Annotated in this window: 14 protein-coding genes; 11 read left to right on the plus strand and 3 right to left on the minus strand. The window is 43.7% G+C overall.

All coding sequences use genetic code 11. The features are described 5' to 3' along the window. Positions 1 to 2: 2 nt before the first annotated feature. Complete coding sequence (locus tag BT105_RS08480) at positions 3 to 1,025, plus strand: FecCD family ABC transporter permease (protein ID WP_072300314.1); 1,023 nt, start codon at positions 3 to 5, stop codon at positions 1,023 to 1,025. Then, on the plus strand, positions 1,022 to 2,131 hold the full coding sequence (locus tag BT105_RS08485; protein ID WP_072300315.1) for an ABC transporter ATP-binding protein: 1,110 nt from the start codon (positions 1,022 to 1,024) through the stop codon (positions 2,129 to 2,131). Before BT105_RS08480 ends, BT105_RS08485 begins: the two co-directional genes overlap by 4 nt. 415 nt (positions 2,132 to 2,546) lie before the next feature. Here BT105_RS08485 and BT105_RS08490 read toward each other — a convergent pair whose 3' ends face one another. From BT105_RS08490 to BT105_RS08500, 3 genes are all read right to left on the minus strand, one after another. Further along, the gene (locus BT105_RS08490) at positions 2,547 to 3,824 is read right to left on the minus strand and encodes an MFS transporter (RefSeq protein ID WP_072300316.1); all 1,278 of its coding nucleotides are present in this window, start codon (positions 3,822 to 3,824) and stop codon (positions 2,547 to 2,549) included. A gap of 249 nt (positions 3,825 to 4,073) precedes the next feature. Beyond that, positions 4,074 to 5,990 (minus strand): dockerin type I domain-containing protein, encoded by a 1,917-nt coding sequence (locus BT105_RS08495; RefSeq protein ID WP_072300317.1) that lies wholly within the window; start codon positions 5,988 to 5,990, stop codon positions 4,074 to 4,076. A 2-nt stretch (positions 5,991 to 5,992) separates the two neighbouring features. Beyond that, positions 5,993 to 7,894 (minus strand): class I adenylate-forming enzyme family protein, encoded by a 1,902-nt coding sequence (locus BT105_RS08500; RefSeq protein WP_072300318.1) that lies wholly within the window; start codon positions 7,892 to 7,894, stop codon positions 5,993 to 5,995. Positions 7,895 to 8,567: 673 nt separating this feature from the next. Between BT105_RS08500 and BT105_RS08505 the strand changes: the two genes are divergently transcribed. The 9 genes from BT105_RS08505 to BT105_RS08545 all read left to right on the plus strand — a co-directional run bounded on the left by BT105_RS08505 (position 8,568) and on the right by BT105_RS08545 (position 22,565). Then, positions 8,568 to 9,329 carry an ABC transporter ATP-binding protein gene (locus BT105_RS08505; RefSeq protein ID WP_072300319.1) on the plus strand — a complete coding sequence of 254 codons (762 nt, stop codon included), beginning with the start codon at positions 8,568 to 8,570 and terminating at the stop codon, positions 9,327 to 9,329. A 5-nt stretch (positions 9,330 to 9,334) separates the two neighbouring features. Beyond that, entirely contained in the window at positions 9,335 to 11,851 is a 2,517-nt protein-coding gene (locus tag BT105_RS08510; RefSeq protein ID WP_072300320.1) for an ABC transporter permease, read from the plus strand. 11 nt (positions 11,852 to 11,862) lie between these two features. Then, the gene (locus BT105_RS08515; protein ID WP_072300321.1) at positions 11,863 to 13,788 is read left to right on the plus strand and encodes a serine hydrolase domain-containing protein; all 1,926 of its coding nucleotides are present in this window, start codon (positions 11,863 to 11,865) and stop codon (positions 13,786 to 13,788) included. Positions 13,789 to 13,803: 15 nt separating this feature from the next. Next, positions 13,804 to 14,541 carry a response regulator transcription factor gene (locus BT105_RS08520; protein WP_072300322.1) on the plus strand — a complete coding sequence of 246 codons (738 nt, stop codon included), beginning with the start codon at positions 13,804 to 13,806 and terminating at the stop codon, positions 14,539 to 14,541. Between the two features lie 7 nt (positions 14,542 to 14,548). After that, positions 14,549 to 15,823, plus strand: coding sequence for a sensor histidine kinase (locus tag BT105_RS08525; RefSeq protein WP_072300323.1), 1,275 nt, complete (start codon positions 14,549 to 14,551; stop codon positions 15,821 to 15,823). Between the two features lie 127 nt (positions 15,824 to 15,950). Continuing rightward, on the plus strand, positions 15,951 to 18,488 hold the full coding sequence (locus BT105_RS08530) for a dockerin type I repeat-containing protein (RefSeq protein WP_072300324.1): 2,538 nt from the start codon (positions 15,951 to 15,953) through the stop codon (positions 18,486 to 18,488). 482 nt (positions 18,489 to 18,970) lie between these two features. Then, positions 18,971 to 19,339, plus strand: coding sequence for a GntR family transcriptional regulator (locus BT105_RS08535; protein WP_072300325.1), 369 nt, complete (start codon positions 18,971 to 18,973; stop codon positions 19,337 to 19,339). A gap of 6 nt (positions 19,340 to 19,345) precedes the next feature. Next, on the plus strand, positions 19,346 to 20,275 hold the full coding sequence (locus BT105_RS08540) for an ABC transporter ATP-binding protein (protein ID WP_072300326.1): 930 nt from the start codon (positions 19,346 to 19,348) through the stop codon (positions 20,273 to 20,275). Further along, the gene (locus BT105_RS08545; RefSeq protein ID WP_072300327.1) at positions 20,247 to 22,565 is read left to right on the plus strand and encodes a hypothetical protein; all 2,319 of its coding nucleotides are present in this window, start codon (positions 20,247 to 20,249) and stop codon (positions 22,563 to 22,565) included. Before BT105_RS08540 ends, BT105_RS08545 begins: the two co-directional genes overlap by 29 nt. Positions 22,566 to 22,583 lie beyond the last annotated feature (18 nt).

Below are 22,583 nucleotides of genomic sequence, written 5' to 3' on the forward strand. Positions count from 1 at the left end.
CAATGACTAAAAAAAGAGCCCTGCGCTGGACTTCAGGCTTCACAGCACTTCTGATAATGGCGGCTGTTTTCTTTGTTCTGGAGCTTGTCAGCGGAACTACCGAGCTGACAGTTTCCGAAGTTTTTTCAGCTCTTTCAGAGGATAATTCTGCCGCACATACCATAGTTGCGGACATACGTCTGCCGAGGGCAATTGCCGCGGCACTTCTTGGCGGAGCTCTTTCTGTATCGGGCTTTCTGCTTCAGAGCTTTTTCAACAATCCCATTGCAGGTCCTTACGTTCTTGGTATATCATCGGGAGCAAAGCTTACCGTTGCACTTGCAATGATGTTCGCAATGCAGAACGGCATAATGCTTAATTCTGCCGCAATGGTCGGAGCAGCATTTGCAGGCTCATTACTTTCTATGGGAGCTATCCTGCTTCTGTCGGGCAAGGTGAAAAATATGGCTCAGCTCATAGTAGCAGGAGTGATGATAGGTTACATATGTTCCGCAGTTACGGAGCTTGCCGTAACATTTGCCGATGACGCAAATATAGTCAATCTCCACAACTGGTCGCAGGGCAGCTTTTCGGGCATAAACATGGACAACGTAAAGGTCATCGCAGTTATCGTGCTGACGGCTTCTGCGGCGGCATTTCTGCTTTCAAAGCCCATGAGTGCCTATCAGCTCGGTGAGAGCTACGCTAAAAATATGGGCGTTGATTTGAGAATTTTCAGACTTGCACTGATACTCCTTTCAAGTATCCTGTCCGCCTGTGTTACGGCGTTTGCAGGACCTGTGTCCTTTGTGGGTATAGCAGTGCCTCACCTTGTAAAGACAGCTTTCGGCACAGCAAAGCCAATTATAGTTATTCCTGCTTCATTTATCGGCGGAGCAGTTTTCTGCCTGATGTGCGACCTTATCGCACGTATGTTGTTCGCTCCCGTGGAGCTGAGTATCAGCACTATTACGGCAGTTTTCGGCGCTCCTGTTGTTATCGCGGCAATGCTCAGCCGCCGAAGTCAGAAAAGAGGTGCAGTATGAGTGAAATGATACTTACTGCAAAAGCGCTGTCAGCAGGCTATGGCAAAAAGGTAGTTGTTGACGGGCTCAATATCGGGATACGAACAGGGGAGATACTTACTATTATCGGTCCTAACGGAGCAGGCAAATCAACGGTGCTGAAAAGCATTGCGTCACAGCTTCCTCTCCTTGGCGGAGAGGTTTTCATAAATGATACTGATATTACTTCCATGAGCCTGAACGACATTGCAAAGAAGCTGTCTGTCTGCTTCACAGACAGGATAACAGCTGAAAAAATGACCTGCGAGGATATTATCTCAACAGGACGTTATCCCTATACGGGGATGCTTGGAATACTTTCCTCTGACGACAAAAAAATAGTTCGTGAGGCTATGGAGCTGACTGGTGTTGCTCACCTTGCCGATACTGATATACGCTGTATAAGCGACGGTCAGCGCCAGACGGTAATGCTTGCACGTGCTATTGCTCAGGAGCCGCAGGTGCTGATTCTTGACGAGCCCACATCTTTCCTCGATATCAACAATAAACTCCGACTGCTCACAATACTTAGGGAGCTTGTACACACCCGTAATATTGCCGTTGTTCAGACACTGCACGAGCTTGACCTCGCTCAGCGCTTTTCCGATAAGATACTCTGCATTGCTCATGGAAAAGCCGAAAGAACGGGAACTCCTGAGGAGATTTTCAGCGGCAGCTATATAAGCGAGCTGTACGGTATTAGCTGCGGCACGTTTGATACCCTTTTCGGAACCGCCGAGGCACAGAGGACAGAGGGGGAGCCTCAGGTATTCGTTATTGGTGGTGGCGGCAGCGGTATTCCGATTTATCGCCGTTTACAGCGCCGGAGCATTCCTTTTGCAGCAGGAGTTATCCACGAAAATGATGTTGAATATAACGCTGCGAAAAGCCTTGCGGCTGAGCTTATCGCTGAAAAAGCCTTTGAGCCCATAAGCGATGAAAGCTTTGATAAGGCTCTGTCCGTAATGCAGAAATGCCGCGAGGTCATATGCTGCGTTCAAAGCTTCGGCGCTATGAATGCAGGGAATAAAAATCTGCTTGAAAAAGCGAAAAGTATGGGAATCTTCAATAATTCCGATGAATTTTAAGCACTATTAAAAAACAGGCTCACTTTTTAACCATAATACTAATATAGAAATTTTATGCTTATTATTGAGAGAGCCCCTTTTGAAAAAGGGACCCTCTGACGGAGGACGTCCCCTCTGTCACTGCGTGACATCTCCCCGCACTGCGGGGAGTCACTCTCAAACTCTCTCCCTAAAACTTTCAGTTTTATTTTTTCTCATATAGGGCTCGCTTAAAATAAAAAAAGCCCTGTAATAAAACAGAGCGAGCCCTATATGAGAAAAAATCAGCTAAAAAAGTCTTTAGAAAGGGGTATGGGGGAAAGCCTTTCTTCAGAAAGGGTTCCCCCATAAATAAATATAAGTCTATATATAAGTGTTGCAGTTAAAATGAGCCTGTTTTTCTCGTTATACATTAATTTCAAATGAAAAATTCATATTATTCCTTTTCTTTTGATAAAAGCAGACTGAAAATCACGCATACAGCAACTCCCGAAACGCCAAGTATAGCAAAGAGCATTGCAGCTCCCGAACCCTTTCCGCTGCCAAATAGTGACGTCAATAAAGTATCTGCGGCTTGCTTTGACATGAAAGGCTCAAAGACCTTGTCAATAAGTATGCCACCTGAAAGATACCCCACAGGGATAGTGAAGAATTGCAGCGTATTTCGGCATGAGTAGACTCTGCCCTGCATATTGGGAGGGATTGTGCTTCTGAAAACAACGTCCAGATTTGCTCCCATATAAGGTATGAAAAGCCAACCAAGAACTGCCGCTGCACACCATACCACAGGTGAATCGCTGAATGCCAGCATGAAGTTTTCCGTGCTCATGGAAACGAACAGTGAAAGGCATATCGCCTTTATTCGGTTCTTAGGAGGACGTGTGGACGAGGCGATAAATGTTCCCAGAAATGTTGCAGCTCCGACGCAGAAGTTGACTGTACCAAGAACTCCCTCGCCGCCTGACGGCTTTGAAAGTATCATAGGGGAGAGAGCGGCATTATAAGCCGAAGCTATAAGGTTTATGCCTGACAGGAAGAAGATCAGCTTGAGTATCAGCGGATTTGCCTTCAGCCATGATAGTCCTTCCTTTGCGGAAGAAATAACGGATACATCAGCTTTTTTGGTGTGTTTCGGCTCAGGTATCCTTATAAACAGCAGCAATACCATGAATGCTGATGAAAATGTGATAAGGTCAACAGTCATAACTGCCGATATACCGCCGAATGCAAACAGCATTGTAGCCAGTACAGGCGTCAGTATGGTATTCATGGACTGGGAAAGCGAACGCAGAGCTCCTGTTTTCTGATAGTATTCCTTGGGTATGAGCTGAGTTGCCGCTACTTCGCTTGCAGGCTGCTGCACAGTATTCATAAGACCATTTAGAGCGTTTAATACATATAAGTGCCACGGTGCAAGTGAATCGCTTTTTACAAGCAGAAAGGCTGCTATTGTTGTGAAAGCGGCGAACAGGTCACATACGAGCATGGTTTGTTTTTTGTTCCATTTATCGCTCAGTGCTCCTGCAAAAATGCTCATTGCCACATAGGGCGCATATGAGCATACAGTCAGCAGAGCTGTTTTCAGTGCCGAGCCCGTACTTTTATACAGCCAAAGTCCAAGTGCATAGGCTGTCATGGAGCTTCCCAGCGTAGAAAGAGACTGTGTGCCCCATAGTAATAAATAGCTTTTGAGTTGTTTTATTGAAGTTTTCATTTGACTTTGCTCCTTTTGATATTATTTATCGTCAGAAATGCAAAGTCCGAGGGGATTATTCAGTTATTCTCCATGCAGTTCCCTCAAACCTTGCATGGAGCGTATACAACGCATCTTCTCATGATGTTCACCTCTTTGAGTTTGGTTATGCATAGTATGCAGTTTAATTTCAAAATTATTATATCATAAGTAATTGAAAAAAGCAATGACAGCGAAAAAATCGGGGCTAAAAGCCCCGATAATTCGTTTTTATCTTACTCTGCCGTATGGAGCGTGCATTCTTCCGTAAGGTGAGTGCATTCTGCCGTAAGGTCTTGTCGGATAAAAGTATCCCATAGTGTAAGGATTGTTGTTGTACCAGTTGTATCTTGGATCGTAATCACTTGTGAATAACATAAGTACATAGCTGTCGTACCAATCGACTTCACCGTCTTCGTTGATATCAGCATATCTGAGATCAGCGTCTGAAAGCTGTATATAACCAAGTACATGAGACATTATGAGCATTGCGTCATCTGTATTTACCTCATCATCGCCATTGACATCTCCGAGAACTCTGAAGTTGTAATTTGATACCTCTTCAGCAGGAAGCGTTTCTTCAGGAGCTGGCTCTTCAACAGGCTCCGGAACTACCATTCTTTTATTGATGGTTTCGGACATTGTATTGAACAGGATATCAGCGATCTCCTTGTGACCGTTTGCATTTGGGTGTGGATCGAAGTCGTCCTCGGGAGAGATGCCGTAAACGTCAACATAAGTTGCGCCTGTTTGTGCTGCGACTTCAATGAGCTTCTCATTGAGACGGCGCATCTGAGGATCAACGTTCTTGCCTGCTGCCTGCATAGCCATAGGAGCAGCTATCTCAGCTGCGATAGCTTTTTCAGCTGTTGCCTGACTTTCTGTGCGGTTCTTTGACATAACTTCCATAAGGTCTGTAAGCTCTGAAAGGTCGTCATAGTTATTGATGAGATCAATAACTGACTGGAGCTCGTTGATATCGTCGTATTTGAGAAGAACGTCCATAAGCTCTTCCTTTGCGGGAGCGTTCTTGGAAACAGCTACAAGTTCTGAAAGCTCCTGAACCTCAGTGATATCATCGTACTTTTCAACCATTGACAGAACGTCTTCAAGCTCTGCCGAGTCGTTGTACTTATCCATGATATCTTCTATTTCTGTTATCTTGTCGACCTTATCATTAAGGTTGTTTATGTAATTTGCAGTCTGCTTGCCGCTTGCAGTGAGCTCGTCCTCGCTCTCGGCAGCAGCATTTGCAGCAGCAGCGTAAATTTTTCCAAGTACCTCAAAGATATCCTCTTCCATTGCCTCGGATTCCTCAGCTGTACGGTAAGGATTGAACATACCGACGAGAGCTATATCAGCGTCGCCGTTGATTCCCTTGACTGCCTCAACAACGCCCTTTACGTGGCTTGCTGATTCGTCAACAAGTTCGTCAGCCTTTGCGCTTACATTGTACATGAAGCCTGCGGCTTCGATGAAATCATCAGAGGTTATGCTGTCCTTGCTCTCGTTGATTATCTGGAGACCGCCGCCGAGAGCTATTTCTGTGTCCATACCGAATAGTGTGAGCATGAGTGAAGTACCTGCTGCTCTGAGGACAGGATTTTCGCTGAATACCATCTGAGGAACGATGCTCATGATAATATCGTTTCCGCCGAGCTGAATGCTTACAAGGTCTGCTTCTGAGAGGTACTTGTTGTAGTAATCATGGTAGGGGGTAAGTACGTCGCTTGCGCCCTCGCCGAGATACATTTCAAGTATTGTTGAAGCGAATTCACCCTTATAGCCTTCGTTCTTTATTGTCTTTTCAATATCCTCTGCACGGTAGGCTGTTGAAGCAAGGTTTGTGCCCTTGACATTGTAGCCCTTTTCTTCGCCGAGCTTTTCAAGATATTCTGTGAAAATTGCAGGATATGCGCCCTTTACGGGATCAGCAAGGAGCTTGTCTGTGATGACAAGTGCAGGATCCTCTGTAATATTGCCCCCTGCAAGACCGAAGCCTGCTGCGATACTGTCGCCGAGTGCTACATAGTTGTAATCGCCGTTTGTTGCATTTTTGTCATTGTTTGCTGCAAAAGCAGACATTCCTGCTGTGTTTGTCAATGTTACTGCTGAAACAAGAGCAGCCAGAATTTTTGAAGTTTTCATTATTATTCCTCCTCGCCGTAGCTTTCTGTTATTGGTATTACGAAATTTTTGCCTGTTCTTATTATAACGGTGCTGCCGTTTTCCGAATAATCTATAAGTAAAAGACGACCGTTTCCGCATGGAGCAACATATCCTCTGTAATCGTGAGCAAGGAGGATATAATCTCTCTTGGCGGTTATTTCGCCGATCTCAAATTCCTTGTAGAACTTGACAGCGTCAAGGTGGTATTTATTGCAGATATATTCAACAAGCTCAGCACTTGGCTCTGCTTCGTCGGGATCAAGGATTATCTGACCTACAACGTCGTAGCCGCCGCGCTCGTTCTTGAAAGCGCTTATCTCCCACTCATTGATAGGATCGTTCTCGTCGAGAGTGCTTTCGATCATAAAGAGATATACGCGCTTGCCGTGTTTATCAATATAGGAGTCGGAAGCTCTGCCCATTATGGTATATGAGCCGTCAGCGTGTCTTACAGCGATATCGCCTGTAACTCCCCACTTCATGCCGTTCTCGTCATAGTACCAGCGCTCTGCTGTAGCCTCGGGATTGTTCAGATAACGGTCTGCCGAAGCAGGGCTTGAAGCGTGAAGATTAGCGAGAACTTCGTCCTCGTCCACGATATTTCCGTCATCGTCCACAAGCTTTACGTATACATATGGCTCAAGTGGCTTGCCTGTTTCGTTGGTTTTTGATTCCTCGTCCATGAAGTATGTTACCAGAGTTGCGCCGCCTTCTTCGCTTGCTCCGCCGCCCAGTGAGAATCTCACATTGCAGCCGTTATCACGGAGCCACTTGTCTATCTTGCGGACAGAGTTTACATTTACAGCTTCGCCGCCCGAAGCAGGACGTCTGAGCATCTCAAGTGCGGTAGGGGAGAGAACTCCCTGCCTTACGCTTGTAAGATAGAAGCTTGCAGTTGCCATTACGCAGTTGCAGTTTGTCTCGGAAAGATCTCTTGCAAATGTATATTTATTGTAGATAGGTCTCGGAACCAGTGTGCCGCCTCTTGCAAGGGGCATGATAGCGCAAACGCGCTCGCCTGTCATATGAGTAAGGGGAATGCACTGGAAATTGCGCTCTCCGACGTAATTCTGTGTATCGAGACCTGCGTGCATCTCAACGTATGCGTTCAGCGAGTACTCCTTATAAACAACGCATTTTGGCTTGCTTGTAGTACCGCTCGTATAGAAATAGCTGATATCGCGGTCAAGGTCTGTAGGACCGAGATCAAGCTCGATATCGCTGTGCTCTCCTGCATGTCTCAGATCTTCAAGGCGGATAAATTCAACGCCCTTTATCTTGTCAAGGTTCATCAGGCACTCTGTGATCTGTTCGATGTCGAATACCTCCTGCATTTTCTCAGGCATTTCCGAGGTATCAAGGAACATTCCCTTCTTTTCCTGCGGCAGGAAATCATCAAGGCTCATTAAAATTACCTTTTTGATGCTGCTGTTTGAAAGATGCTCTGTAAAATAAGGAAGAAATGCGTCCAGAGTAATGATTATCTCCGAACCCTTGTCCTTTGTGTAAAGCGGGAAATCATCTTTCAGGAACAGGAAGTTTACGTTGTTGCTTATAGCCTTTATAAGGTTGCAGGCGAAAAGCAGCATAAGGTTTTCAATGCTTACGGGGAGGCAGAGAGTAACAACGTCGCCCTCTTTGACGCCTGCAAGCTTTAAGCCCTTTGCATAGGCTTCACGGAGTGCAGGAAGCTCGCCGTAGGTTATTTTTGTACCGAAGTAATCGATTGCGTCACCGTCCAGATTATCCTGATTGAATGTCATGATATTGTCGAAAATATTCATGTTGTAGATCTCTACCCCATTGATGACGCGATCTACCCTTGCCCATTCAGGGAATTTTCTTACGATTGTACTTGTGTTGACTTGTGTTAGTGTTTTCATAATTATATTTTCCTTTCGTATATTGTAATGGGCGGATATATTTCTGCATTAATAAAATAATACCCCTTTACTATAGCAGAAACTGTCCTCTATAATCCCAAACAGCAGCCGTGAAACTCTGACCGCGAATGCACAGCGTTACTGTTCATTTTAGATTATAACATAGAAATTATTAAATAGTCCTTAAATATATCTTAAATGTTTTTTATATATTCCTTAAAAAAACTATTCATTACTGACAATTTGAAATCGATTTTATGTATATTATGTAAACTATATTTTGGCGTTTGCCTATAAACAGGCATTTTTAACATTTGCTTGAACTGGCATTTATTGCAAAAGTATGATTTTGAGGGTTACAAATAGAGAGCAAACTATCAATAAATATTTGTGCAAAAATAGTAATAAAATATTACTTTGTCTACCTTGGTTCTACTTTTTTCAGAGTTCTTTTCATTATAATATCAGAAATTGATTTGAATTCTGATATGTGGTATAATTTTATTTATAGAGCTGCAAGAAACAGTTAAGAATCTGATAAGAAATTGATATTAGTATGATAAAGACTTTTTTTACGCTGTGGTGTATAATGTGGTTACAGACATCGGAGCTGTTTAAATCATCGTCGGTGTACTCAGCCCTAGATAGTGCATCGCATAAAGGAGAGAAAAATATGAGTTCTTCTATACTGCATACCGAAAAGCTGTGCAAGACCTTTTCAAACGGCGGCGTTCAGCAGCACGTGATAAAGAATCTTGACATAGAAATAAGAGAAAAGGACTTCACTGTTATCATGGGCGCGTCAGGTTCCGGAAAATCCACATTGTTATATGCACTCTCGGGAATGGATAAGCCCACATTAGGAAAGGTATTCTTCGGAAATGAGGATATCTCAGGGTATTCCAACGACCAACTTGCAGTTTTCAGACGCAAAAACTGCGGTTTCGTATTCCAGAGCATATACCTTTTAGAGAATATGACCGTCTTTGACAATATCATGACGGGAGCACTTGTTGCTCAGAAGAATTCCACCGAGCTTGTTAAAAAGGTGGGAGACCTTCTTAAAAAGGTAGGCATAAAAGAGGAGATATGGAAAAAATATCCCAATCAGCTATCCGGCGGTGAATGTCAGCGCGTCGGCATAGTCCGTGCTGTCATCAACGATCCTAAGATACTCTTTGCTGACGAGCCTACGGGAAGTCTCAATTCGGCGTCAAGCCGCGATGTGCTTGATATTTTCACCGAGCTTCACAGCAAGGGACAGAGCATTGTAATGATTACTCATGATATCAAAACCGCTCTTCGCGGCAACAGAGTCATATTCCTGTCAGACGGCGCGATAGTCGGCGAGTATGAAATGCCGATATACGGTACAGACGACCTGAAAAAGCGCAGAGACGGCTTGCAGGATTTTCTTGACGGAATGGGCTGGTGATCGTTATGAACAAGATCCTCAGACTTTCATGGGCAAATATAAAAAAGCACAAGCTTGAATCAATAGCTCTTATGATACTGGTAATGCTTTGCATGATGCTCTGTGCTTCGGCGTTTGGAGGCATTATCGGCTTAAAAAACATATTCCCTAATATGATGAAGAACACGGGAAGCTATGAGAACTACGTGCTTATAACCGAAAAGGATTTTGATGATAAATTTATTGATATCCTTAAGGAGGACGACAGAGTAGAGGACTGCGCCCGTTCAGAGGCTCTCTACAGCATGAGCACCAATTATCTCAATGCGCTGGGCAAGGAGCAGTCCATGTATATGTGCTTTATCACACAGGAAAACGAAGCAAAGATACAGCATTCTCCAATGGAGACTAAGCTAAGCGACAGTGAGATAGCCGCTATGGAGCACCCGATCTATATGCCCTATTCGGTACGAGACAGTATGAACTATAAAGAGGGCGACAAATTTGAAATGATATACGGTACAAGGAAGTTCACTTTTACTGTAGCAGGTTTCTATGATACTGCTCTCTTTGATACTCCGAACAGCATACTTAAAATGATAGTTTCAGAGAGCGATTATCATGTTCTTGAAGCTATCCTTGATAAATATGTGGTACTTGGTTTCAATGACTTCAAAGGCAAGGGCGGAACAGAGCTTTTCAATGATATGCTTAAAGAATTCTCGGATTATTCGGGAAAAGATATTTCGGGCTCTGCTCTTGGAATAACCTATGAAGGATTGAAGATGGGAGTTACTTACACTGCGGAGCTTCTCCTGAAATTCCTTATCGTAATGTCTGCTGTTATAATTGTTTGCGTTGCTGTTATGATAAGATTCAGAATTGCAGGAGATATCAGCGAGCAGATAGTTTCTATCGGAGTACTTGAAGGTTTAGGCTATAAATCGACTGATATTACTCTTTCCTACGTCCTTGAGTATATCCTTATCTCGCTTGCAGGCATTATCCTCGGCACAGGACTGTCTTTACTGGTAACACCTGCACTTATCAGCGTTGGTGAGATAGTATCTGGACATCCCAGCGGCAGTTCTGTATCATCAATGCCCATCGCTGTTACAGTGGCTGTAATACTGGCATTTGTAGCTTTTATTTCCTTTATAAGAGCTTTCAAGGTCAGAAATTATCCCCCTGTACGTGCATTTCGCAAGGGACAGGGCGACCACCGCTTCGGCAAGGAGCATTTCCCGCTCAGAAAGACAAAAAAGAGCGTTCATCTCCGTCTTGCAATGAAGGGATTCCTTAAAAACTTCAAGCAGAATCTCGGACTTACTCTTTGTGTCACTATTTCCACGATAACTATCGTTGTTTGCTTTGTAATGTTCAATTTCTTCTCAGGGGATATGAACGCTATAGCGGTCAGCGCAGGCGTAGAGCTCAGTGACCTCCGTGTTGAGCTTATGAATACAAGCGATGCATATGCGTTTGCTGAAGAGCTTGTGGAAATACCTGAGATAAGAAAGGCTGTTCCCACATCAGGTTTTACTACATATCTCACAGCACCTGATTATAACAACGACCTGATGATACCCGTTGCGCTTGATGATTTCAGCGAAGCCGAGAATATATTCCCCTCTGAGGGACGTTTCCCCGAGCATGACAACGAGGTCATGATAACAAATATGTACGCTAAGCTTTGCAAGCTCAAAACAGGCGACAGTATTACTCTTGACAATGTCAATGTCAGAAGAAAATACGTTATCACAGGACTTGTTACGTCTGCAACCAACGGCGGTATGAATCTGTATATCACCATGGACGGTATGAAGCGCATAGTTCCGACCTACAAGCCCGATACCATTGAGATATATCTAAATGAGGGCGTTGATGCTGATGAGATAAGATATTCTCTTACCGAGAAGTACGGCAGAAGCGTTGCAGATGTTGCTCAGGACAGAAGCGACAGCGAATCCTATGAGGAAAGGATAAGAAACGAGGCTGAAAGAAAAATTGCCGAGATAATGGCAAACTATGGCGTTACACACGTTGAATACGCTATACAGTCAGGTGACACTGTCATTAAGGGCAACAGTGACGGATTTATTATCAAGTCCATAATGAATGTAAGAAGCATAATGGAAACACAGCTGGGAGCTATATCTATTGGAATTGCTGTCCTGACGACGCTTTTTATGATAATATCAGTTTTTGTTGTAATGATAATCCTGTTTATACTCATGGAATCCACTATCAGAAAACAGCGCAAGGAATTCGGCATAATGAAAGGCATAGGCTATACCTCACGGGAGCTTATGCTGCAGCTCGCATTCAGGATAATGCCTGCGGCTCTTTTCTCGGTTGCAGCAGGTACTGCTGTGGGAGTTTCACTGCTTAAACTTCTTACAAGCTATATCGGCAAGGTAAGCGTAAATATGCCTGTGGTTATAATACTTGACGTGATACTTCTTGTGTTCTGCTTCGGCTGTGCATATATCGGAGCAAGAAAGATTAAGAAGATATCGGTCTGCGAGCTTATGACGGAATGAGGGGAGAAAGTATGAAAAAAGCAAGAATAGCTTCTCTGCTGGCGGCAGCGCTTATCGCTGCCCCTGCAATGACATTTGCAGCAGCGGAGAGTTCGGATAATACAGCTATAAACAAGACTTACAGCAGCAGTGATACTTTTTCCTGCATAGGCTCGGTCAGCAAGATGTTCGCCACTACAGCTGTTATGCAGCTTGTGGAGCAGGGAAAGGTGGAGCTTGACTCTCCTGTGACGGATTATCTGCCCGATTTCCGCATGGCAGACGAAAGATACAAGGATATAACCGTTCGTATGCTCATGAATCACACATCGGGACTTATGGGCACTACAGCAGGGGATTTCATGCTGTACAACGACAGGGACGCAGCTCCTCATGATACTATGCTGAGTGAGCTGAGCACCCAGAGACTAAAGACTTTCCCTGGGGATTACAGTGCATACTGCAACGACGGCTTTGAGCTTCTTGAACTGATAGTCGAGGAGGTAAGCGGCGAGAGCTTTACCGACTATATCGAGAAGAATATCTGCGTTCCGCTCGGAATGAAGCAGACAGGCACTCCCTGGAACGCATTCAGGACTGACGAAATGGTCAAGACCTTCATAAACGGCAATGTTGAAGTAACTCCCGATTACTGTATGGACCTCGGCTCAGGCGGTATCATGTCCACAGCAGAAGAGCTCTGCAAATTCGGCAGCAGCTTTTTCAAGGGGGACAACACACTGCTGACCGATAAGTCAAAGAAAGAAATGTCCGAGGCCAAGGCGGCCGACAAGTATGAGGACGGCTTCGGACTTGGCTGGGATCAGGTAGATTATGATGACTACAAGGCTGCAGGTGTCAAGGTAGTTAGCAAGGGCGGCGACGTAAGTCATCAGCACGCACAGCTTCTTGTAGCTCCCGATGAAGAGATAAGTGTATCTGTTCTTGCATCGGGCGGCAGCAGTCTTTACAACTCACTCATGGCAGAGGCTCTTATGGATATCGCACTTGCAGACAAGGGCATAAACGTTGAGCATAAGGCTCCCGAAAAGAAAGAGACGCTCGATACTGTTCCCGATAAGTATCTGGCTTATGAGGATATCTATATCTCGGCAGCCGGACTGAATTATGTCAGCTTCCCCGATAAAAAGTATATGGAGATAAAGACATTCACTGACGACAATATTGATATCAAGCAGTTTAAGTACACAACTGAGGACAGCTTTGTGCTTATGGACGGCAAAATAGGCTCAGGCAAGGAAGTTCAGGCTAAAAATCAGAGCATTCTTATTTTCCGCGAAAGAAACGGCAGAGACTATATCTGTTCCGATAATTACATGGACTTTGGCGGCATGGGGAATTTCTCAATGTCGGGATATGAAATGATGAGAGCTGATAAAAATCCCGTAAGTGATGATGTACAGGCGGCATGGGACGCAAGAAACGGCAAAAAATACTATCTTTACAGCGGAAAGTACTCCAATGTGTATTACGCAGAAATGCCGTTTGTGAAAGTGAATACATATCCTGAGGCAAGAGGCTATGTAGGAGGCAGAAAGATCATTGACGCTGACCGTGCACAGGCTGCTCTTGTAATGCCGGGAGGACGTGATTTAGAGGATATTGAGGTAAGAACGGAAAACGGGAATGAGATTATAGATATAACAAACTGCGCTCTTGAGTTTATCTCCGAGGAGGCTATCCCTGAGCTTAAAAGCGACGTTACGGAAATAAAGCTCAGCACTAAAAAAGCAGTATGGTATAAGCTCGGAAAAGGCGACAGCAAAACCATTATCCTTGATATACCCGAGAATGCCGCAGTATATGTTTATGATAAGTATGACCGCATGACTTACTCAAGCTATATGAAGGACTACGGAAATAGTGTTCCGCTGCCGTCAGAGGGTAAGATAGTATTTATCGGCGAGGACGGCGGAAAGATAGGTATCACACAGTAAAGGGAGGACTTGCGTATGAAGTATCAGTGTCTTATGGTAGATGATGATATAACTATTGCAGAAACTACAGCAGAATACTTCAATATCTTTGATATTAAGACTGCTTATGTTACGGGATATGACGAGACCTTGAAGTTCCTTGACGAAAACGAAGTGTCTCTTATCCTGCTGGATATAAACTTAGGAGAGCGTTCGGGCTTTGAGCTTTGCAAACAGATAAGAACGGCATACGATATGCCTATACTGTTCATAAGCGCAAGGACAAGCGATGATGATATCCTGACAGCGCTCAACATAGGCGGGGACGACTACATAAAAAAGCCCTATACACTGAATATACTTCTCGCAAAGGTAAAGGCGATACTAAACCGATATGAAAAAGCAGCGGAGGCAGCAAATGCTGTCTCCGCCAAAGCTGTTTCTGTAAGTATTGAAGCCGAGACGTCAGAGCGCAGGATAACCAAGGATATCCTGCTTGATACGGGGACTCGAAAGCTCTATAAAAACGGGAAAGAGGTCACAATGAAACAAATGGAGTATAAAATGCTCCTGTATCTCCTCAATAACCGCGGCAGAGTTGTCACAAAGGACGAATTCCTCAGAAATGTCTGGGAGGACGAGTACATAGGCGAGGGAACCATACCTGTGCATATACGTCATCTCCGTGAAAAGATAGAAAAGGACCCGAACGCTCCCGATATAATCAAGACCATATGGGGAGTAGGCTACATCATCGAGAAAACGGAGGAATAGGGGCAGAATGAAGAGTTACAGCAGGATATTGCTGCTTCTGGCGGCAGTAATGCTCGCAGGTCTGGCAGTTTTTGCAGGGATAACCAATTCATACCGCAGCCATGAAACAGATCCGCTTTTGATAAATGATATCATTCAGACCGTTAAGGAGAACATAGACCATATAGATTCCCTTGAAGATGAAAATTTAGGCACACAGCTTAAAGTCTTTGACAGCAGCGGATTTATGATATATTCCACAGGCGGCAATGAAATTGAAGATGTGAACTCAGTGGAGCAGTCCATATACAAGGGATATATCTGTCTTGCGATAAATGACGGCGGTCGTTTTCTCGGAACGGTGGTCATACCAGATCCCGATAAAAGCGAGTACGACATGGCAAGAAAAAAGCTCCTGTTTGCAGCGGCAGTTTTTATATCGGTATTGATGCTTGCAGTAGCTCTTTACGGCATCTATGTCAGCAGGACGATTATAAAGCCGTTCAGGAAAATGGAGGTATTTGCGGAAAAAGTGGCTCAAGGTGAACTTGATTCTCCTGTATTTCTTGAAAAGACCAATATGTTCGGCTCCTTTACCGAGAGCTTCGATATTATGCGCGAGGAGCTTAAGGCAGCACGTGACAGAGAGGACGCTCTTAAAATAAAGGAAAAGGAAATGGTGGCTTCACTCAGCCACGACCTGAAAACACCTATCACAGGCATAAAGCTCATATGCGAGCTTCTCAGCGTCAAGGTCACGGACAGCTACGTTACAGATAAGATAAGCAATATCCATCAGAAGGCAGAGCAGATAAATGTTCTTGTGAGCGACCTTCTGTCATCAGCTCTTGACGAGCTTGGCGAGATGAATGTGGAGTGCCGTGACGAGGTATCGTCCATGCTCCACGAGCTTGTGGCAGAGCATGATATCCGTTCCCTTGCAAGAGAGGGGGATATCCCCGAGTGTATCCTCAATACCGACAGGATACGTCTTTCGCAGGTCATCGGTAATATCATAAGCAACTCCTACAAGTACGCGGATACGCCAATAGATATAAGCTATACTATCAAGGACAGATGCCTTGCTATGTCACTTAGGGACTACGGAAACGGAGTCCCCGAGGAGGAGATAGGTCTTATCACAGGCAAATTCTACAGGGGAAAGAGCAATTCCTCAGGCAAGGACGGCAACGGGCTTGGACTTTATATCTCCAATGAGCTTATGAACAAGATGAACGGCGAGCTGATATGCTCCTGCATGGAAAATGGATTGACCGTAACACTTATGATACCGCTGTCGTAAAAATACAGATTATGCACAAAAACGCAATAAATGAGTTGAAATTAGTATATGCTGATGCTATAATATAGTAAACAAAGCCATGAATCAATACATAAATAACAAAAATATGATATAAGGAGGAATAAGAATGAACTTAAAGAGGATGATTTCAGCAATTTCAGCAGCAGTCATGACCGTAACCTGTGCGTGTATCCCGACGGTAAATGCGCTCAGTGCAGTTTATGCCGAAGAAGAGGAAGAGGACATAATTTACATACCTGATTTTCCTAAGGAAGTCCTTGAAGAATTCGATATCGACTGGACAGGACTTAGCAGCAACAGATTTGTTGAAAACACTGAATACGACGCCGACAAGAACCACAACAAGCTTCAGTATGACGGCGGCTACGCTATGTTCTCATATCAGGCTTACGTAACGTACTTCTGCTATGGCGCGAACTGGCATGACTGCGACAATTTCACCATGTATCAGTCCAAGGATTTTTCGATGCCCGAATATGCCGATAAGCTTGACCTGAAAATGGATATTTACCTTAACTGCAATATAAAGAAAGAGGGCGAGCTGAAGTTCGGACCTCTTCTTGAGCTCAACAGCGGTAAGGATGAGCTTTTTATCGTTGAAAAGCGCACTGAGTCAACGGATTTTTCTGCTTGCGAAAAGATAGGCTCATATGTATCCGATGATATGGTCTATGAGCTTTACAAGGAAGCAAAAGCGGACGAAGAAGCTCCTGTTCGCTATTATGCAGTAAATGTAAAAGGTATCGTAATAGAAGGTACAGAGGAGCAGTTCCATGGAGACCTGATATCAAATATCTCAGATCACCTTGCAAAGTTCCACGAGCTGACAGGCGCGGGAACGAGGCTCGACAAGTACGGTATGCTTAACGAGGGCAAGAAAGGCAGAGGCTATTCCTTTACTAACTCATGCCTGACAGGCTCATATCTTACACTGCCCGAGGAAGAACTGACCTTGGACGAGAACAACGAGCCGATAACCTACGACCACAGCTTCGTCAAAAATATCGACGGTTGGAGATATTCATTCCAGAACTTTAATGCCTGCTGGCCCATTGACCAGCTTGAAGACGGAAGATATGTGAATCCTGCTCACGAAAACAATTCAAAGATGACTCCGCTGGGAGATGGAAAGTTCCATGCAGAGGTATCCGAGTGGATAACCTCCTGCGCTTCTGTAGGAAAGGAATTTGACGGTAAGACGTCTGTTCTTGATAAGAATTACAATTTAAGCTGCAAGTATAAGTCGACAAAAAGCATTTCTCCTGCCGCGTCAGTATATATGCTTGATCCCTATGTGCGTGTGGAATTTCAGGAGAAATCATGCGCGTCAGAACTTGAGATGTTTGAATATCAGGGCAATATCGAGCTTGGCGGCGAAGAATACGAGGTCTATCGTCATAGTCATCCCGACTATGATATACAGCCGCTTTTGGAAGAAGGATCTAAGTCGTACTATATTGTCCATGTTGACGATGATACCGATAAGGAAGAAAGCGAAACAAAGGAATTTTCATATCCGATATGCGCACTTATCGACGCAGCAAAGTCCTATGGCTTAGAGGCAGGAAATCTTGCCCGTGTAAGCGTTGTCTGCAATTCATTCTCAGGCGATTATAGCGTGGATATCCTCGAAATAAGCCTTACAGAGGCTGAGCCGACGGAAAAGGGAAGTATCTACACAGATGTAAAAAAGCATCGTGACGTATGTATAGCACCGTACTATTTCAACGCCATTACTCAGGGTTATATGCACGGTTATGAAAACGGACTTTTCAAAGCCGTTTCAAAGGATACCTATTATTCGGAATTCTCAGCAGGCAAGCGTGTTCCTGACAGAGAGAAGTTCGTTCTTAATTCCTGTAATAACATAAAGGCCGAGTACAAGGTGGAAAACACCTTTGAGGATAAGTACGAGATAGGATATTCCGTCAGTGCCACAACAGTCTGGAAGAACGTGGGTATTCGTATTATCGAAAAATGCAAGAATTTCCCCATAGATTATAATTACAGCAAGAGTGAGTTTGACAATAACTGGTTGGGATTTGCATCGTCAACAAGCGGATATGGCTCGGGTGAGTATATAACGACAGAAACAACAGACGGACATAAACGTGAATTGTATGAGTATGTAACTACATATTCAGCAGGCGGTCATGAATATGACCTTTACAGCTACAAGCACGAATACCATGGCTGCTTTGGTATAAACTACTTCGAGGAGTATATCAGCATAAGAAAGGATCAGGACGACGGCGATATTCTTGAGGGCAGCATTGATCTGAATGAACATATCAGCAATATAAATGCAGGGTTCTCAGGCAGACTTTCGCTCCTCAGAGTCAATCTTATCGCAGAATCACTTTTTGTGAACGGTTCTGTAAAGGCTCTTAAAAACGACATAAACTTTGAGAAAATTGAAGTTCCTGATGTTATCGTTGGTGATTTCAATAAGGATTCAAGCGTAAATTCACTGGACGTTGTTACAGCGAGAAAGCTTCTTGTAAGTCAGCTCACACTTGAGGATACTTCTGATTTTGAAAGAATGGACGTAAATCAGAACGGTGCGTTTGATATTGCGGACGTTGTGCTTCTGCAATCCTTCGTCGTAGGAAAGATCAAGGCATTTCCACAGGCTGAACAGTGATAATTATATTTCAACTCCCACTGGATAACCATGATACTCATATAGAAGTTTTATAATTATTATTGAGAGAACCCCTTTTGAAAAAGGGGCTTCTCTCAAACTCTCTCCCTAAAACTTTAGTTTTGTTTTTTCACAGATAGGGCGCACCTGCATTTTGGCAGGTCTTTTTTTATTTAAGAAGCGCCCTATCTGCGAAAAAACCAGATAAAAGTCTTTGGAAAGGGGTATGGGGGTGACTCCCCGCAGTGCGGGGAGATGTCACGCAGTGACAGAGGGGCGCGCCTCCGTCAGAGGAACCTTTCCTCAGAAAGGTTTCCCCCATAATTAACTGTAAGCTTCTATATAAGTGTTGCGGTTAATACAGTGGGAGTTTTTTTATAAATTCAGAAAAGCTCTTGACAAACGGGATGATATGTGTTATTATTTAAGTGTAATAGCTGTACTATACATCATAGTACACTCCCTACAGAAAGGAGCTGCCTATGTTTTCTATTGACCTGACCAGCAGGATACCCATTTATGAGCAGATATATCAGAAGATAGTCAATCTGATCATAAACGGCACTCTTGCAGAGAATGATCAGCTTCCAAGCGTAAGAAGTCTTGCGAAGTCCACGGGCGTTAATCCAAATACTGTGTCCAAGGCCTATCAGGAGCTTGAGCGCAACGGAGTAATTTACTCTGTCCCTGGGCGGGGGAGCTTTGTATCGGCTCAGAATTATGATGAATTCAGGAAAAAGGTACTGACGGATTTTGATTCTACGGTGAATGAAGCCTTTGAAAAGGGGATATCTCCTGAGGATTTGAAAGCAAGGATCGATAATCTGTATCTATCTTACGGAAAGGATTGATGAAGCATGATCGAACTAAAGAATACAGTAAAGAATTTCGACAGCTATACGGCTCTCGACGGTGTAAGCCTTAAAATTGATAAGGGCACTGCGTTCGGACTTCTCGGCTCCAACGGAGCAGGCAAATCAACTATACTTCGCCTTATTTCAGGTATATATTCTCCCGAATCAGGTGAAGTCCTTATTGACGGCGAAAAAGTTTTCGATAATACAGACGCAAAGCAGAAGGTGTTTTTCATCAATGATGAGACCGTTCAGTTCGGAGCTTTTACGCTGAAAAAGCTGAAAAACTACTACAAGAACTACTATACCAATTTTTCTGATGAAATATTTGAAACATTGCTCAAAAAAACGGGACTTCCTCTTGATAAGAAGATAAACACCTTTTCCAAGGGCATGAAGCGACAGGCGATAGTTATCATAGGCCTTGCCTGCCGAACCGATTATCTGCTTCTTGACGAGGCTTTTGACGGACTTGATCCCACAATGCGTATCATCGTGAAAAAAATGCTGGTTGACGCAATGCTTGACCGCAAGCTTACCACTATAATCTCTTCGCATAATCTAAAGGAGATTAACGAGGTCTGTGATACGGCTGCACTGATACACAACGGAAAGATAGTATTCTGCCGTGATATAGACGATGTAAAGGGCAGCGTCCACAAGATACAGGTGGTATTCAACAAGAATGAGGACGGCTCTGTACCCAGCTATACCAAGGAGGACTTCGCTCAGGAGGGTATCGAGATACTCCATTACGAGCAAAGCCAGAGTATATGCTTCATAATTGCAAAGGGCGATATAGATGCGATCAAGGCTTCTCTCCTTACAAAGCGTCCGATGCTGACAGAGGTCATACCGCTCACGCTTGAAGAAATATTTATCTATGAACTGGAGGTGCTCGGCTATGACAGCAGCGACAACATCGGAGAATAAAAAGAAAGGCTTCTTCTCTGTGCGCTTCAGGAGCAAATTTTCAGAGGATATGAAGCTGTTTGTCACCAATATCGTATTCCAGCTCCTTTGTCTGCCTGTATTTGCGGGAATATTGATATGGGAGACGCATCTGCAAAACAAACAGCTTTTTGACCGAATCGATTCGGTACCGTTTGCCGTTATTGCAAGCATCGCATTCATTCTCAGTTTAGGAATGGGTTTTGTAATTCCTATGGTAAATTTCCGTTATCTTTACAATAAATCCCTTGTGGATATGAACTATTCGCTTCCGCTGAACAACCGTCAGCGCTTCTTTGCGGATTATTCCTCAGGACTTATCACCTATGTCGTACCTTTCCTTATAGGCGGAATAGTTGCCCTGATAGTGCTCCTTATCGGTTCGTGCTGCGTTGAAATGGGCTATGTGATGGATTATATCTATGATATGGTAAGGATATTCTTTATCATGATAATAGGACTGATATTGCTGTATACTATCTCTGTATTTGCCATTACCTTTGCAGGCAGCACCTTCGAGGCACTGTTCAGCATAGCAGCTGTAAATGTAATGATTCCTCTGTTCATTTATATTACATGGGGTAATATCGTTTCAGCGGCACATTTCGGACTGACTGAAAGCTCTGTCACCAAGAATTATACTTTCTTTACCACAAGCCCGATAGGCGTATTGGGATTTTTTATAACTTATCTTGATGATTATTATATGCCTCATTCTTATATATCAAGCGGAGCAGTATATGATCTGACCGAGTATACATTCATGGATTCCATGTATTTCAACTTCATTATAAGAAGTCTCATTTTTATTGCGGTGATAATTGCAATTACATTCCTGCTTTACAAGCACCGCAAGGCAGAGGACGTTTCAAAGCCCTATGTTTACAAAGCATTTTATTACATCATCATGTCGGCAGCGGTTTACAGTATTGTTACAATAATGAAGATGACTGCGATTAAGAGCGGACTTATAGCAGCGCTTATAATCAGCGGTATAATCTGGTTCGTTATGGAGGTCATAAGACGCCGCGGCTTCAAGCGCTTCTGGACGGCTATCATAAGCTTTGCCGCTGCAAGCGCAGCTGTTATAGGCATTATCAAGGTCATTGAGCTTACAGACGGTCTTGGCAGAGCAAAATATATCCCATCGTCTTTATTGGTCAGTGATGTTGAGATAGAGATATGGGGATATGATATGGCAGACAATGCTGTTATTCTCCATGACAAGAAGATAATTGATGACGCTATAAGGCTTAACAGGGAAATTATAGACCGCCATTTTGAGCCTGATAAATACAGCTATGTTCTATCAGATTACAGATTAAGTGATGATGACAGACTTTATAGCGAAACAAAGGAAAAAAATTATGATTTGGATATAGCGGATATAAGAATGATATACTACACAAAGGGCGGTTCAGCTATTGTTCGTCAGTATAAAGTTCCTTCTGAAATGCTCACAGATATAAGCTGCGATATATATACAGATAAAGAATTCGCAGAGAACAAAACAAAAGAAATTTATTATAACAGCCTGAGAAGAGAAGGCGATCCCATAGATTACCTCGATGAAAGTCATGCTGATTACTGTAATTTTGAATTTAGAGATAAGTTGGATGTATCCAAGAGTATCGAACTGTCAGTTGAAGAGGGAAAAGAGCTTACCGAGGCTATCCGCAGGGATTATACCGCAATGACAGCGGAGGAGTTCAAGAACGCGGAGTTTTACAGCTATATAGGCGATATTATAATCAATTCTGCCTGCCATGAGTCTTTACGCTTTATGGACGAACATAATATCGCGTACCAAAAAACGGGCAGTGAGCTTCTTGATGAAATTGATACCTATTCGAGCCCTGTTACAGTATCTCCTGCGCGTGAATATGTATTCCCACTGATGTATTTCAAGAATTATAATTACACTAATGACTTCAGCTATAACGAACCTTCTGATTATGACAACTATACAAACGAATGCATAAAGCTGGATTCCGTTTTCAACCTCAGACTTTACAGAGGACGTAGCTATATTCACTACGGTAAAAAGAAGCATTTTGAGTTTGCCAACACCGATGCGGTAGAAACTCTTCTGGAAGCAGCTACTCCTGTAGTAACAGGAGAAAAGGTGCTTGCAGAGGTGCAGATAGGCTCTATAACCCTATTTATCACTGACCGAACAGGAAACGATGTGATGATAGAAAAGGCAAGGGATTCTATCAAGATAGTAGATAACAAAACAGGGGAGGAATACGATCCCGACCTTTACTATTAACAAAACTACAGCAAATAA

The sequence above is a fragment of the Ruminococcus flavefaciens genome (genome assembly GCF_900119075.1).
Lineage (GTDB): Bacteria > Bacillota > Clostridia > Oscillospirales > Ruminococcaceae > Ruminococcus > Ruminococcus flavefaciens_Q.

Excerpts from the sequence above, each read along its gene's own strand:
- BT105_RS08510 (WP_072300320.1), top strand. The coding sequence starts at position 9,335 with ATGAACAAGATCCTCAGACTTTCATGGGCAAATATAAAAAAGCACAAG.
- BT105_RS08540 (WP_072300326.1), top strand. The coding sequence starts at position 19,346 with ATGATCGAACTAAAGAATACAGTAAAGAATTTCGACAGCTATACGGCT.
- BT105_RS08480 (WP_072300314.1), top strand. The coding sequence starts at position 3 with ATGACTAAAAAAAGAGCCCTGCGCTGGACTTCAGGCTTCACAGCACTT.
- BT105_RS08535 (WP_072300325.1), top strand. The coding sequence starts at position 18,971 with ATGTTTTCTATTGACCTGACCAGCAGGATACCCATTTATGAGCAGATA.
- BT105_RS08545 (WP_072300327.1), top strand. The coding sequence starts at position 20,247 with ATGACAGCAGCGACAACATCGGAGAATAAAAAGAAAGGCTTCTTCTCT.
- BT105_RS08490 (WP_072300316.1), bottom strand. The coding sequence starts at position 3,824 with ATGAAAACTTCAATAAAACAACTCAAAAGCTATTTATTACTATGGGGC.
- BT105_RS08495 (WP_072300317.1), bottom strand. The coding sequence starts at position 5,990 with ATGAAAACTTCAAAAATTCTGGCTGCTCTTGTTTCAGCAGTAACATTG.
- BT105_RS08520 (WP_072300322.1), top strand. The coding sequence starts at position 13,804 with ATGAAGTATCAGTGTCTTATGGTAGATGATGATATAACTATTGCAGAA.
- BT105_RS08530 (WP_072300324.1), top strand. The coding sequence starts at position 15,951 with ATGAACTTAAAGAGGATGATTTCAGCAATTTCAGCAGCAGTCATGACC.
- BT105_RS08485 (WP_072300315.1), top strand. The coding sequence starts at position 1,022 with ATGAGTGAAATGATACTTACTGCAAAAGCGCTGTCAGCAGGCTATGGC.
- BT105_RS08525 (WP_072300323.1), top strand. The coding sequence starts at position 14,549 with ATGAAGAGTTACAGCAGGATATTGCTGCTTCTGGCGGCAGTAATGCTC.
- BT105_RS08515 (WP_072300321.1), top strand. The coding sequence starts at position 11,863 with ATGAAAAAAGCAAGAATAGCTTCTCTGCTGGCGGCAGCGCTTATCGCT.
- BT105_RS08500 (WP_072300318.1), bottom strand. The coding sequence starts at position 7,894 with ATGAAAACACTAACACAAGTCAACACAAGTACAATCGTAAGAAAATTC.
- BT105_RS08505 (WP_072300319.1), top strand. The coding sequence starts at position 8,568 with ATGAGTTCTTCTATACTGCATACCGAAAAGCTGTGCAAGACCTTTTCA.